General features: G+C 53.8%; 13 protein-coding genes and 1 riboswitch. Of the genes, 6 read left to right on the forward strand and 7 right to left on the reverse strand.

The genetic code is table 11. The annotated features are described in order from the left end of the window. Positions 1 to 184 precede the first annotated feature (184 nt). On the forward strand, positions 185 to 910 hold the full coding sequence (locus tag AAC086_RS18925; protein WP_339781051.1) for a hypothetical protein: 726 nt from the start codon (positions 185 to 187) through the stop codon (positions 908 to 910). Positions 911 to 933: 23 nt separating this feature from the next. On the opposite strand, the gene AAC086_RS18930 is transcribed toward AAC086_RS18925, so the two are convergent. From AAC086_RS18930 to AAC086_RS18950, 5 genes are all read right to left on the reverse strand, one after another. Beyond that, entirely contained in the window at positions 934 to 1,737 is an 804-nt protein-coding gene (locus AAC086_RS18930; protein ID WP_339781053.1) for an ABC transporter ATP-binding protein, read from the reverse strand. Then, positions 1,734 to 2,768 carry an iron ABC transporter permease gene (locus AAC086_RS18935; protein WP_339781055.1) on the reverse strand — a complete coding sequence of 345 codons (1,035 nt, stop codon included), beginning with the start codon at positions 2,766 to 2,768 and terminating at the stop codon, positions 1,734 to 1,736. The genes AAC086_RS18930 and AAC086_RS18935 overlap by 4 nt, the downstream gene beginning before the upstream one ends. A gap of 2 nt (positions 2,769 to 2,770) precedes the next feature. Next, positions 2,771 to 3,796, reverse strand: coding sequence for an ABC transporter substrate-binding protein (locus AAC086_RS18940; RefSeq protein ID WP_339781057.1), 1,026 nt, complete (start codon positions 3,794 to 3,796; stop codon positions 2,771 to 2,773). A 158-nt stretch (positions 3,797 to 3,954) separates the two neighbouring features. Next, positions 3,955 to 4,166, reverse strand: a riboswitch (cobalamin riboswitch). A gap of 69 nt (positions 4,167 to 4,235) precedes the next feature. Next, the gene (locus AAC086_RS18945) at positions 4,236 to 5,561 is read right to left on the reverse strand and encodes a type II toxin-antitoxin system HipA family toxin (protein WP_339781058.1); all 1,326 of its coding nucleotides are present in this window, start codon (positions 5,559 to 5,561) and stop codon (positions 4,236 to 4,238) included. After that, positions 5,558 to 5,812, reverse strand: coding sequence for a helix-turn-helix domain-containing protein (locus AAC086_RS18950; protein WP_339781059.1), 255 nt, complete (start codon positions 5,810 to 5,812; stop codon positions 5,558 to 5,560). Before AAC086_RS18950 ends, AAC086_RS18945 begins: the two co-directional genes overlap by 4 nt. A 324-nt stretch (positions 5,813 to 6,136) precedes the next feature. Between AAC086_RS18950 and AAC086_RS18955 the strand changes: the two genes are divergently transcribed. Next, complete coding sequence (locus tag AAC086_RS18955; RefSeq protein ID WP_339781061.1) at positions 6,137 to 7,744, forward strand: glucan biosynthesis protein D; 1,608 nt, start codon at positions 6,137 to 6,139, stop codon at positions 7,742 to 7,744. 114 nt (positions 7,745 to 7,858) lie between these two features. Here AAC086_RS18955 and AAC086_RS18960 read toward each other — a convergent pair whose 3' ends face one another. Beyond that, positions 7,859 to 9,367, reverse strand: a complete 1,509-nt coding sequence (locus tag AAC086_RS18960; RefSeq protein ID WP_339781063.1) for a DASS family sodium-coupled anion symporter — start codon at positions 9,365 to 9,367, stop codon at positions 7,859 to 7,861. A 282-nt stretch (positions 9,368 to 9,649) separates the two neighbouring features. Between AAC086_RS18960 and AAC086_RS18965 the strand changes: the two genes are divergently transcribed. Both AAC086_RS18965 and AAC086_RS18970 read left to right on the forward strand, forming a co-directional pair. Further along, positions 9,650 to 10,606 carry an AraC family transcriptional regulator gene (locus AAC086_RS18965; RefSeq protein WP_339781064.1) on the forward strand — a complete coding sequence of 319 codons (957 nt, stop codon included), beginning with the start codon at positions 9,650 to 9,652 and terminating at the stop codon, positions 10,604 to 10,606. A gap of 81 nt (positions 10,607 to 10,687) precedes the next feature. After that, on the forward strand, positions 10,688 to 11,437 hold the full coding sequence (locus tag AAC086_RS18970) for an SDR family oxidoreductase (RefSeq protein ID WP_339781065.1): 750 nt from the start codon (positions 10,688 to 10,690) through the stop codon (positions 11,435 to 11,437). 110 nt (positions 11,438 to 11,547) lie between these two features. Here AAC086_RS18970 and AAC086_RS18975 read toward each other — a convergent pair whose 3' ends face one another. Then, positions 11,548 to 12,000 carry a nucleoside deaminase gene (locus AAC086_RS18975; RefSeq protein ID WP_339781066.1) on the reverse strand — a complete coding sequence of 151 codons (453 nt, stop codon included), beginning with the start codon at positions 11,998 to 12,000 and terminating at the stop codon, positions 11,548 to 11,550. Between the two features lie 236 nt (positions 12,001 to 12,236). Between AAC086_RS18975 and AAC086_RS18980 the strand changes: the two genes are divergently transcribed. Together AAC086_RS18980 and AAC086_RS18985 are read left to right on the forward strand one after the other, a co-directional pair. Then, positions 12,237 to 12,965 carry a gamma-glutamyl-gamma-aminobutyrate hydrolase family protein gene (locus AAC086_RS18980; RefSeq protein ID WP_339781067.1) on the forward strand — a complete coding sequence of 243 codons (729 nt, stop codon included), beginning with the start codon at positions 12,237 to 12,239 and terminating at the stop codon, positions 12,963 to 12,965. After that, positions 12,962 to 14,313 (forward strand): pseudouridine synthase (locus tag AAC086_RS18985; RefSeq protein ID WP_339781068.1); only part of this gene is annotated, 1,352 nt, incomplete at its 3' end. The genes AAC086_RS18980 and AAC086_RS18985, both read left to right, overlap by 4 nt.

Here is a 14,313-nt window from a genome sequence, read left to right on the forward strand (position 1 = left end):
CGGCACCAAACTGGCACCATTCAAAAATATTATTTAAATTCAATAACTTAATTTCTGGCATGGTCCCTGCAAAGTAAAGATCAGATGTTGCAGAAAACAACATACGGAACGGCCCACAAGCGACACCCCATCGCGGACCTTCTGATCATTATCTTTACCGGGTTTTGTGAAAAGGACTAAAGCCATGAAAAACGTTACACGCAAATTTGCCATCGCCACCCTGGCTTTCGGTGTTTCCACCGCCTTCGTTCCGGCCTTTGCCAATGCCGCCGATGCCAACACCTATCAGGCCATCGCACCGAATAATACCGCCGGCAAACACGGCGCACGCAAAGCCTATGATATCTGGCTCGCCGCCCACCCGGATGCAGATGCTTCATGGCACAACACCCCTGACCAGATCAGCCACGAAATCGTCCCCAATAATACCGCTGGCCCGCATGGTGCCCGCAAGGAAACGGATATCTTTGACGCACAACAGGCCAAACTGCCCCAGCCCGATGTCAACAGCCCGGCCATTCAGGCCAAATTTTCCAGTGAAGGCCAAACTGTTTTGCAACAGGTGCACGAAGCCCGGGTCGCACTTAACAGAAATGACCATGTAACAGCCAAAAAACTGTTGCACGATGCCCGTGCCACCATGTCAAACATGTATGACGAAGGGGCGCAGGGAAACCTGGTGATTAACGGCCAACTTGTTATGGATCAGGACCTTGCCACGCCCCAGAGCGGTGCGACCAGCAATGTCAGCTATAACAAGGTTGTGATGCCGTTTTCCGAAACCCTGGGCGATCTCAATCTGGCCTATACCCAGTTGATCAACAGCTATCCCCATCAAGCCAATCAGACCCTTGGTCTGGTCGAACGGAACCTGAGCGTGCAGACCGACAATGGCACCGCCAAATCCTGATCTGTTTTCATCCGTTCTCGACATCAAAATACCGGGTGGAAACGCCCGGTATTTGCTTGTGTAAAGGCAGCCGCATGATAGCGGATAAAGCAGTGGCCGTCATGATCCTGTTCCACCTTGGCCGATACGCCAAAAACATCGCGCAGCATGGTTTCAGTCAAAATATCGGCCACGGTGCCAAGGCCCACCAATGCGCCGTGGTTCATAACGGCAATGCGGTCGCAAAACAGGGCGGCGTGGTTCAAATCATGCAAAGCCGCAACCACTGTTACCGGCAAGTGACGCACCAGTTCCAGCAATCCAAGCTGATGGCGAATATCAAGATGATTTGTCGGTTCATCCAGCAACAGATATTTCGGTTCCTGCGCCAGCGCACGGGCAATATGAACGCGCTGTTTTTCACCGCCCGACAGGGTTTGCCAGTAACGATCTGCCATATGCGCCATATCAACATCATTTAACGCCTGCGCAACAAGGGCATCGTCACGCGCCGTCCAGGGTGACAACATGCTAAGATAGGGTGTACGCCCCAAGGAAACAGCTTCGCGCACGCTAAGCCGGTCGGTGGTGTCGGCCTGCTGTTCGACAAAGCCGATATGCTGTGCCAGTTTGCGACGGCCATGTTTGTGCATATCCTGCCCCGCCAGCAAGGCCCGCCCCTGCCCGGGCCGACGAATGCCAGAGAGGATCGACATCAAACTGGTTTTGCCCGAGCCGTTCGGGCCAATCAGGCCTAAAAATTCGCCCGGTTTTACGGCAAGTGACACGCCCTTGATAATTTGGCGATACCCGGCCGACCATTTCACATCATCAAGTTCCAAACTCATCGCAGGACCCTTTTATGGCACAGGATCAACGCAAATGCCGGTGCACCGACAAGGGCCGTTACCACACCAATGGGCACCACCTGGCCTGGCACAATGATGCGGGAAATAACATCGGCACTAACCAGAAAAACGGCCCCGATCAGCGCCGATAACGGCAATAAAACCCCATGACGTGCGCCAACAAAAAACCGTGCGGCATGGGGAATGACCAACCCGACAAACCCGATAGACCCGACAATGCTGACCAATACCGCCGTCATCATCGCCGACGCGCCGATCAGCACCACATAAACCCGGCGCACGGGAATCCCCAATGATGCCGCAGAATCGCGGCCAAATGTAAAGGCATCAAGGGCGCGGGAATACCACAAACAAACCCAAAAGCCGCCAATCACCACCGGCAAGGCCAGCCAGACATCGGACCAGCGCACCCCGCTTAAATTTCCCAGAAGCCAGAACATGATGCCACGCGCCTGTTCGGCATTAGCCGATTTGGTAACGATGAAAGATGTCAAAGCATTAAACATTTGCGACCCGGCAATCCCCGCCAGAATAATCGCCCCGGTGCCACGCCCGGCCTGAAGGGCGAGCAAACTGACAAAGGCAAAAGCCACCACGGCCCCGCCAAACGCGCCTAAAGACAGTGATACCATGCCACCGCCAAGGCCCAGAATAACCACACCAACCGCCCCGGTAGAAGCACCGGCTGAAATACCCAGCAAATACGGATCAGCCAGACTGTTGCGTAACAGGGCCTGCAAAACCACGCCACAAACCGCCAGCCCCGCCCCGCACGATGCGGCAACCACAGCGCGGCTTAACCGGTAATTCCAGATAATTCCGGCATCAATGGCGTCAACCGGGTGTCGCGCATCAAACAAATGGTTGGCCAGGGTGTCAAGCACGGTGCGGATCGGAATGGATGTTTCCCCAACCGAGGCGGCAAACGCCAGAACCACGCCAAGCAGTATCAACGCGGCCAAAGCCGCGCCGATACGATGCCAGAAAGCCGGGTGCGTTAACAAAACCACCCTTACTGTTCCAACCCGAATGTCTTGATGGCCTGTGCCAGGGCTTCGATCCCGGAAATGGTGCGGATGGTCGGGTTCATCGCCTGGGCATCCATCACCACGATATGGCCGTTCCGAACCGCTTTCATCTGGCTTGTAACCGGATCGGTCTTCAGGAACTGCATTTTCAGTTCCCAATTATCTGCCGGGAAACGGCGGCGGTCCATCTTACCAATCACGATAATATCCGGGTCGGCCCGGGCAATGGTTTCCCAGCCAACGGTCGGCCATTCATCATCGCTTTTAATAACGTTATCAATTCCCAACAGGTTTGAAATATAACCCGGTGCGCCTTTTTGCCCGGCAACATAGGGGTCTACCTGCAACTGGGAACTGGAAAACCAGTAAACCACCGAAATGTGATGCCCGCCGATGCCCGCAACCGTATCACGCGCGGCCTGTTCACGTTGCTGCAATTGGGAAACCAGTTTTGCCCCGCGTGCCTCAACATTGAATATCTTCGCAAGGTCTTCAATTTCCTGATAAATGCGGGTCATGGCAAAGGCATCCTTGCGCGTCCCATCGCCGCCAGTGGTGTTGTCCTTGCCGACGCAATCCGCCGGGGATGTATAAACCGGGATGCCCAGTTCATCAAACTGGTCTACCGTGCCAACCGCGCCATTGGGGCCGACATGCCATTGAAACTGGGTTGTCACCAGTTCGGGTTTTTGCCCGACCACACTTTCAAATGACGGGTCATTATCGGCAAGGCGGGGGATTTTACGGTTAATTTCGGCAAATTCCGGCATCACCGGGCCGATCCACACCGCTGTTCCGACAACCGCATCGGCCAACCCCAGCAAATAAAGAATTTCGGTATTGCTTTGCCCAAGCGACACCACCCTGCCAGGCGCATGATCAAACGTGATCGTCCGGCCACAGTTTTCAAGGCTTAATGGATAGGTCGTTGCCTGTGCCGTACCGGCGGTAAAGGACAATCCTGCTGCAAACACCCCGGCAGCAAAGACCCGTTTTAATTGGCTGGTCATTTCCGATCCTTTCAAAGGAACACCAGTTACGCAAAACAACGAACCGGCAGGGGGACCAGAAAATTAAAAGAAGAGCCCGATGCGATAAGAAATTAAACGCTCCGAATAAAGGGACGTTATCAGCCAAGCGCAGGACACCTCCGGGGCACCCCGCCCAGTCTGTCGTCACGATTGTCGGCAGGTCTCCTGGCTCACGGGTCATAACATGTTCCTGGCCTTCCCGGGGCAAAATGCCCCAGTGGCTTTGATCAGGACATGCTCGCCGCATACAGTTGCGGGGGCAGCTTCGTTTTGCGATATGAACCAACCGGCCCATTCCGCATTGAATTCCCTTTTATCCAAACAGGATACCGACAGGGAAATGATGTCACATACCGGTAAATGATCGTCAAGATGTTTGATCAAATACACGTCAACACGGCAATGGAACCTGACAAATTCAGGTCATATGCCCTGAATTAACAAAACCCAGCACCCGATGCCGCACCTTAATACCGTTTACCAATGCATCAGCCAAATCGGCGGGAAAATCAGTCGGCAACAGCGACAGCGTTTCATCAATCGCGATTGGTATCCGGGCATATATTTCCTCTAGCAGTTGCGTTACAAGGGGCATCCCCAAACCGGCGACCTTTGCTGATTGCAAAAAATGCCTCGGCACAACTTCATCTATCCTGTAATGATTTTTTGTTCCAACAGACATCGCCAACCGGAACTGACCATGCCGGATTTGCCCTTCGTCACAAGCCTTTTGCGCCGACAAAATATCGTATAGCGGGGTCATGACGAACCCCGTTCCCGGGCGCAAGAACAGACTGAAGTTTTTCGCATGGCCATCCGTCGCCGCCAAAATCCAGAACAGGATCTGGGCGCGAAAGAACGCAAGCTGGTCCTCTGTCGGGCGATTGCTTCCTGCCAGAAGGCCTGTACAAGCCTTAATATCAGGTCCGCCATCGGCCTGATATTTCTGACTGGGCGGATATGCCAGTGCCTGGCAAAAATCCTCCTGAGGTAACCGGATCAATTTTCCCGTTTTTGTCCATTGCCGATCAAACCGTTCGATCAGCAAGGCGCGGGTATCATCGAAATCATGAATGGCAACATTGGCAACATCCGCCCCCATTGCCCGACAAAAATTCATGCAAAAAAACTCGTTTTCCACACTGTCAGACAGATTAACCCCGTTGGGCAGCACCCCAAGCCGGGTTTTAAGAATATGGGTGGTTGGCGTCATCCCGAAAGGCCGCAACCATTCTCCATCCCGATACAGCAAGGCTGTTTTTTCCTGCGCCCCTGCAATTGAAATACGAAAATCGTCTTTCTCTGTGATGCCAAGCGGGGCTGTCGCCAAATTTTTCAGCATGTCGGAAATTTGCGTGTCAGACAGCTTTTTGCCTTCGATTTGACCAACGCTGTCCGCACCATCGTAATCGACCACAAATTGCAATGCCCCCACGCAATCCCGGCCTGTTTTTTCCAGCATATGATAGGCATCTGTGCCTGCGGCCCCGACTCTGGCGGCAACCCGGTCACGAATTGTCTGGTTGTCAGGTAGCAAATTTTCAAGATAAGCAATGACGGGCGCGCCAATATGAGCCTGTTCGCGTAATGGAAGCGAGCGCGAAACAGGCAACGCATATTCCCAATCCAGCCATGTCTGATCATACTGAAAGCTGACAGCGCCGCTGGAAGCCATGGCGATTTCACCGACAAGCCGCCCGTTCAAAATAACACTCAAAGGCGGATTGCGCCGTGGCCGCCTCATGCGAAAATATCCTCTATGCTGATATCGGCTGATTTATGGCGATCCTGAAGGACGAATTCCAGACCAAGGGCTGCCAGGACACTCATCACCGTTCGCATTTGCGTTCCCGGATCACCATTTTCCAATGATGAAATTGTCGCCACGCGCAAGTTCGTTCGGGCGCTAACATCCTTTTGTGTCATGCCTTTTGCCTTGCGCACACGCCGCAAGGCATGACCGATCTGGTCGGGGGTTCGGGCTGTGATTTTCATAATGGCACCACCGTTATTACGCTATGGCGTAATTTACCGTTTTTTACGCCATAGCGCAAATTTTTATTTATTACGCCAGAGCGTAATTTGTTATTTTTTACGCCATAACGTAAATAACACACATTCACATGGCCCAAATGCAGTTCGCCGATCACAAGTAGAAAAGTCAATCGCACAAAACGATGTGCTGCTATCGAAAACGGGATCAATTCAAAAAGTGGCGCGTTGATATATTTGGCCGCGAATTCACCATGCTTTGTCCGAATTGCCACCACAGTATTTCGCAAGTTTGTGCAAATCAAAAATATAACAGGGATAATTTCGATGGACACCTCCGCACAGCGCCGACAATTTTTGAAGTCCGCTGCGGCTGCCGGTCTGGTTTTGCCGGGCATGTCGATATGGCAGCAGGCCTTTGCCGCCGATGCCGCAAAAAAGCTGGATCTGGGTAAAAAGCACAAATTCAGTTTTGATGCCCTGACGGAACGTGCCCGTAAAATGGCTGGCAAACCCTATGTCGCCCCCAAAACACCCGACAAAGCCATCCTTGAACAAATTGATTATGCCGAACATGGCAAGCTGAAATACAAACGCGACTTCGCGCCCTTTTCCGATGGGTCGGGGACCTATCCGGTGACCTATTTTCATATGGGTCAGTTTTTCCAGAAACCGGTGCATATGTACCTGTTGGAAAACGGTATGTCGCAGGAAGTCGAATATAGAACCGACTATTTCGATATGCCCGCCAACAGCCCGGCGCGGAAATTGTCGGAAAATATCGGCTTTGCCGGGTTTCGCCTGCATGAAAACATCAAACGCGATGACTGGAAAACCCAGGACTGGGCGGCGTTTTTAGGCGCGTCATACTTCCGCGCCATTGGCGATGAAGGGCAATATGGCCTGTCTGCGCGCGGCATCGCCATTAACACCGCCACCCCGCAGGGCGAAGAATTTCCTGATTTTACCGAATTTTACATTGAACCCGCGAAAAGTGCCGAAGACCCGGTAACGGTTTATGCCCTGCTGGATGGCCCCAGCATCACTGGCGCGTACCGGTTTTACCTGACACGCGGCAAGGGTGTGACGATGGATGTGGAAAAATTCCTGTTCATCCGCAAGGATATTGAACGGTTTGGTGTCGCCCCGCTAACCAGCATGTTCTGGTATTCGGAGCAAAACCGCCCGTTTCGTATGGACTGGCGGCCGGAAGTTCATGATTCCGATGGCCTGGCCCTGTGGACCGGGGGCGGCGAACGCATCTGGCGCCAGCTTAACAACCCGGAAATCACCCGTGCCTCGGCCTTTGGCGATGATAACCCGCGCGGCTTTGGTCTGATGCAACGCGACCGCGATGTCACCCATTATCTTGACGGTGTGATGTATCATCGCCGCCCCAGCCTATGGGTGGAACCGTTAGGGGCCTGGGGCAAGGGTGCCGTACAATTGGTGGAAATCCCCACCGACGATGAAATCCACGACAATATTGCCGCCTTCTGGGTGCCCGAGGCCCCGGCCAAAGCCGGGCAATCCTATCATTTCCGCTATCGGCTGTATTGGCAGGCCCATACGCCTTATCCGCTGGAGAAACTGGCCCATGTCAAAGCAACAAGACTGGGCCGCGGCGGACAGGAAGGCCTGCCCCGCCCCAAAGGCCTGACCAAATTTGTTATCGATTTTGAAGGCGACATTCTGGGAACGCTGGCATATGGCGAATATCCCGAGGCGATCATTTCGGTATCACGCGGCAAACTGTCGCGGATCAAAACCGAGCCCATCCCCGATACCCGCCTGTGGCGCGCCATGTTCGACCTTGACGTGGACGGCAACAACCCGGTCGATATGCGGATGTACCTGAAACGCGGCGACGCACCGTTGTCTGAAACATGGATGTATCAGCATTTACCGGGCCTTAAAAACTGGGACGAACAATAATCCCGGCGTTACGGATAGCATCGGCATTTCAAGTGCGAACCCGCCATTCACCGGCGGGTTCGCGTGTTTTCAGGCAGTTTGATTATACATAAAGCATATTTCCTTTAATATGCTTTATGCCAGCCCCAGCCATTTCCAGTAAGTGGCGGTAAAGACCAGCGTCAAAACATAGGCAATCACGGTTAACACCAGCCCGGTCCGGACAAAGTCCTTTACCGCGAAGGTATCTGTGCCATGCGCGACCATGCCCTGCGGCGAGTTGACCGGTAAAATAAAACCGAAACTGACAACAAATTGCAGCAAAATCGTTGTGCCAAAAACATTGACACTGCCATTGTCCATTTGCTGTAGCACGGCAATGATAATCGGGATCATCGAGGATGCCAAAGCCGTGGCGCTGGCGAATCCCAAATGGATCACAATCAAAAATCCACCCAGAACCGCGACAATGCCCAAAGTACCAAAGCCCGACAGGCCGAACATATCCACCGCCGACTTTGCCAGCCACGACGCCGCCCCGGTACTCAGCAATGCGGACCCCAGACTGATACCAACCCCGAACAAAACAATGGTGCCCCAGGGAAATTTGGCATTGGCCTGTTTCCAGTTCATGACACCAACACCGGGCAACAGCAAAAATGTCACAGCAAGGACGGTAAGGGTTGCACTGTCAAAGCTGTGCAAAACCCCTTCGGTTGCCCAGCAAAAAACCAGCAACAGGGAAACGCTTAACAGGCGTTTTTCCGCCCCGCTCATGGGGCCAATTTCTTCAAGGGCGCTCGCAACACTTTCGCGCCCGCCTGGCACCGTGTCATGTTCTGGCGGCATCATCCGCATCATCACAAAATACAGCGCCACCGACATCAGCAGCGAAAACGGCGCTGCGGCAATAAACCAGTCCAGCCAGGTGATTTCCAGCCCCAAAGTCCGCTGTAAAAACCCGACAGCAACCATGTTCTGGGCTGCCGCTGTTTTAATACCGACATTCCAGATGCTGACAGCCTGAACCGTCGTCATAATCAGCAAACCGGCAAAGCGGCTTTGTTTACCCGCCCCAAACGTGGCCACAATCCCCATCATAATCGGGATAACGGCAGCGGCACGCGCCGTTGCACTGGGCACAAGAAATGCCAGCAAGGTGGCAACAACAATACTGCCAATTACAATATGGCTGACCTTGGTCCCCACCTTGGACAATACCATCATCGCGATCCGGCGATCCAGCCCGGTCAGGGTCATGGCAGCCGATAACAGCAAGGCGGATGCCACCAGAATAAGCGCCCGGCTGCTAAACCCGGTGATTGCCGTGCCAAGCGCCTTTGATGTGCCTAATACTGTGCCCGTGTCGCCCACGGCTGGCGACAGGCCAAGTGTCACCGCAATCATGGCGGCAATCAAAATGGCACTTACGGCAAAATCAACCGCTTCGGTCACCCAGATGATGACGGCGAAAATAAAAATCGCCAACATCCGCTGCCCGGCAATCGGCAGGCCTTCGGGTGTTGGTAACAGCATGATTGCAACAAAAGCCACAATCGCGGCAATCAAACCGAAATTCAGCCCTTTTGCGAACTTACAGAAAGGCGTTTTGTCCCCGGTGGCGGGATGCATTTTTTCAGACATCAAATTTCCATCCGTCTGTTTTGATCCCAATGATCAAAAACATGTATCTGATTGAAGTTTTTATACCTGTTTAAAAACCGGTTCTCTGATCTAGCGCAGAGATCCGAAGAAATCTTTTAGCCGTCTGATGGCCTCAATCACATCCGTTCTGAGCGGTCAGGATTTCATTGTTTTATGGCTATAGGCCCGTCCATGCCCCTATAATTCAGATAACATCCATACCCGCATTGCCTTGGGGATCAATGATGTGTTTCCCCTTCCCTCATATGACTGGAACTGTCGATGTCTGATCCTTTGGCCGAAATTGTAACACTGCTTCAGCCAAAGGCTCCTTTTTCAAAACTGGTTCGATCAAGCGGGGCGTGGCGTGTTCGACGCACGGGTGTTGAACAGGTATATTATTGCCTGATTCTGACGGGCCAGGCTTGCCTTGAGGTTAATGGAAAAGCCTCTGTGATACTGAATGAAGGTGATTTCGCGCTCATCCCGGCCGCATACAGCTTTGCCATGTCGAGTGTTAACCCCAAACCACCTGAAGGTTTTGAAATCCTTCCCGTCAAAGAGGCCGATGGCATTTACCGGCTTGGTAACCCCGACAGCCCGGTCGATACGCAGCAATTGATCGGATTTTGCGTTTTCGGCTCTCCCGATGCGTCCTTGCTGGTTTCCCTGCTGCCCGATGTCATTGTTAGCCGGGGCGAAAACAGGGTGGGTACACTGGTAAAACTGGTCGCTGACGAAGCCCGCGCAGACAGACCGGCACGCGATGTTCTTTTACAACGCTTGCTCGAAGCCCTTCTGATCGAAACCCTTCGATCTGCGCCGGAAACGTTGGCATCGCCCGGCTTGCTAAAAGGGCTTGTTGACGACCGGTTAAATATCGCCCTGCGCTGTATGCATGCCAAACCGGACCGGAACTGGACCATCGCAGAACTGGCAAAACAGGCGGGCCTGTCACGGTCGGCATTTTTCGTCCGGTTTAACAAAGCCGTCGGCATCGCACCGATGGATTACCTTTTGCAATGGCGCATGACACTGGCAAAACAGATGTTAAGGCAAACCAGATGTGGTGTTGCCGAAGTCGCCGCCCATGTCGGCTATGGATCGGCCAGCGCCTTTAGCGTTGCCTTTTCCCGCCATACCGGGTGCCCGCCCGCACAATATGGCCGCCAAACTGACCGCATTGAGACGAACGCACCAATTAAGTCCGCACAACAGCTCAACCTGGACGAAATCTAACGTTTTACGGATTTCAGATTATAGAGGGTATCGAACCTTCATCCTATATCATGGGCGTCATCACAACACAGAGGACTTCCCATGAAAACAGTTCTGATTACAGGTTGCTCGTCCGGGTTTGGTCGCGATACCGCCAGCTATTTTCTGGCACAGGGGTGGAATGTTATCGCAACCATGCGAACCCCGAACGCCGATATTTTGCCCAAATCCGACAAACTGCGCCTGATCAAACTTGATGTTACCGACGATGCCAGCATCACCGCCGCCATCAAGGACGCCGGTAAAATTGATGTGCTGGTAAACAATGCCGGTATCGGCTGGCTGAACGCGGTTGAAGGCACATCAATGGAGGTTGTGCGCCAGATTTTTGAAACCAACACCTTTGGCACCATCGCCATGACCAAAGCCGTTTTACCGCAATTTCGCGCCCAAGGCAGCGGGATCATTGTGAATGTAACATCAGCGGTTACCCTGAAACCGTTACTCTTGCTAGCGGTCTACACTGCGAGCAAAGCCGCCATTGAAGGCTTTACCGAATCAATGGCGCTTGAACTTGAACCGTTCAACATTCAGGCGCGCATTGTCCTACCTGGACGAGCCCCGACCACACAATTTGGCGAAAACGCCCGCTCCCTCGTGAAAAAGGAAGGTGGTTTTCCCGAAGCCTATAGTGGATTGCTAGAACAGGTTTATACAAACTTTGAACAAGAAACACCCGACATGCTGACCCAGTCAAACGATGTCGCAAAGGCAATATGGCGCGCCGCAACCGACCCGTCCTGCCCGGTTCGCTTGCCAGCGGGTGCGGATGCTGTCGCATTATCAAGCTAACTCCCCCCAATGCCATCCCTGACTGCTTACACCCTGTGGCCCGGTATATTGCCGGGCCATTTCTGTATATTGATATTACAGCCTCACCGTACCCCGGTTTTTGCGTTCGGTTACCGCAACGAACCAAAAAATTCCTTTAGCAATTTAGCGGCCTCGACCTCGCCAATGCCGCCATAAACCTCGGGCCGGTGATGGCAGCTTGTGCTTTCAAACACACGCGGCCCGTGGTCCACCCCGCCGCCTTTGGGATCGTACGCGCCAAAATAAACCCGGCGAATGCGGGCAAATGAAATGGCGGTTGCGCACATCGGGCAGGGTTCAAGGGTGACATACAAATCGCAATTAGGCAGACGCGGTTCACCGCGCAACGCGGCTGCGGCACGAATCGCCACAATTTCGGCATGTGCTGTAGGGTCGTTGTTTTCCTCGGTCAGGTTGCCGGCCCGGGCCAGAACTTCACCGCTATCGGCATCAACCACAACCGCCCCCACCGGCACTTCGCCGCGCCGTGCTGCCGCGCGGGCTTCTTGCAATGCCATATCCATGAAGCTGTCTGCGCTCATTGCCGTGATCCCATCTTGCTGATCGTATCGCTTTGATGCCTGCCATCACCCGATATCTGTCATGCCTTACGGCCTGTTTTCATTTCAGGTTACAGGCCCTATGATCAGCGTGGCAGATACCGCAAAACAGTGCAATTTACGCCCCATATGGTCAATAAGCCATAAAGTGTTGCCAAACTGGACCGGTTATCACGATTGCCATTGCCCAGACCCCGACAGAAGGCTAAACAGCGCCCATGAACACACTTGTCAAAAAACCAATCATTGGCATTACCCTTGATTCCGAAGAACCCGGCGGGTATTCGAAATTTCCGTGGTACGCGCTGCGTCAGAATTATGCCGGGGCCGTTGTGGCCGCAGGCGGCATTCCCATGCCCCTGCCCCATGAAGTTGCGCTGGTCCCCGACCTGCTTGACCTGATTGACGGGCTGGTGGTGACCGGCGGCGCGTTTGATGTTGATCCGTCCCTGTTTGGGGCAGAAGAACGCCACGATACCGTCATCACCAAAGACCGCCGCACAAAGTTTGAATGGGCGATGGCACAAGGAGCGCTGGAACGCGATATGCCGGTTCTGGGCATTTGCGGCGGGCAGCAACTTTTGAACGTCATTCTCGGCGGATCGCTGATCCAGCATATTCCCGACTCGGTCGAAAATTGCCTGCCCCACGAACAACCCAACCCGCGCGATGAAGCCGGACACGACGTTAGCGTTGAAACCGGAACACTCCTTGCGCGCATTTGCGACAATGTAGATTATTTATCTGTTAATTCTGCCCACCATCAGGCGGTTGCCGGTGTTGGCCCGAACGTGATTATCAATTCACGCGCCCCGGACGGTGTGATCGAAGGCATCGAACATCCCGGCTATCGTTATTGCCTTGGCGTACAATGGCATCCCGAATTTCACATCAGCACCGGAGATGCCAAAATCTTCGACGCCCTGATCATTGAGGCCCGAAAATGACCGACAAGGCAAATAACGCCCCGTCACAAACCGACATTCCTGCACCCACCGACGCGAAAGAAGATTTCGACGTCGAAACAGCGCAGGACGACACCGGTTCCAAAAGCGCCCTGTCGCAAACCGATTATTCCGCCGACATGGCCGAAGAAGACGAATTTGACGCCGAAATGCCGCAGGACGACTTTGACGCCGATATTGATGGCGAAACCGACCTGGTTGAAGTTGAAATCGCCGAAGAAGACCTGCCGCGCGAACGCATTGCCAAACGCATTGCCCGTTCCGGTGTCTGTTCGCGCCGCGATGCCGAACAGCTGATTAAAACCGGCAAGGTCAAACTGAACGGCAGACGGCTAGATACCCCGGCGGTCACCGTCACCGATAACGACGTTATTCTGATCAACGAAAAACCGTTGCCGGAAAAACAAAAACCGCGCTTGTGGCGCCTGTTTAAAAAACGCGGCCTTGTCACCAGCCACCGCGACGAACAGGGCCGTGATACCGTGTTTAACAATCTGCCGCCGCACATTCCGCGCGTTATTTCGGTTGGCCGACTTGACCTGAACTCCGAAGGCCTGCTGTTATTGACCAATGACGGCGAACTGGCCCGCTATCTGGAACTGCCCGCCACCGGCTGGGCGCGACGCTATCGCGTGCGAGTGCATGGCTTTATCGATGATTCCAAGCTTAAACAGCTTGAAGAAGGCATCACGGTTGACGGTGTTAATTACGGATCAATCCAGGCTGAAGTAGACGTTCAAAAAGGCACCAATGCCTGGATGACAATCACGCTTCGCGAGGGTAAAAACCGCGAAATTCGCCGGGTTATGGAACATCTGGGATGGCCTGTTACCCGTTTGATGCGCCTGTCTTATGGTCCGTTCCATCTGGGCAAAATGGCCCCGGGTGAAATCGACGAAATCACCGGCAAGGTGATGAAGGAACAGCTATCGGGTTTCTTTGGCGGTGATGGCAGCAAAGCTGCGGCCAAGCGCGACAATGACAACCATGGCCAGGCCAAAGCCAAACCGAAAAAACCCAAAGCCCACCGTAAAACGCCCGCGCGCAGCGACAACCGCGTTGGACCGCGCGACGCCGATAGCAATACCGGCCCTGGCCGCGCCGGCCCGCGCCCGTTTGATACTGGCAATGATCGCAATGCGCCGCGCGACTTTACCCCGCGTGATGGCGGTCGCAACGAAGACTATAACGATACCGGCGAGCGCAACAATCGCGATGATCGTACAGATCGCTATGGCAACGACAGCCGTGGCAGCGGGTATAATGACCGCGCCTCGACCGGTCGGGGTCGCGATAATGATCGTGATGACAACCGCAGCAATAGCCGGGA

Origin of the sequence: uncultured Thalassospira sp. (genome assembly GCF_963976115.1) — a bacterium.
Lineage (GTDB): Bacteria > Pseudomonadota > Alphaproteobacteria > Rhodospirillales > Thalassospiraceae > Thalassospira.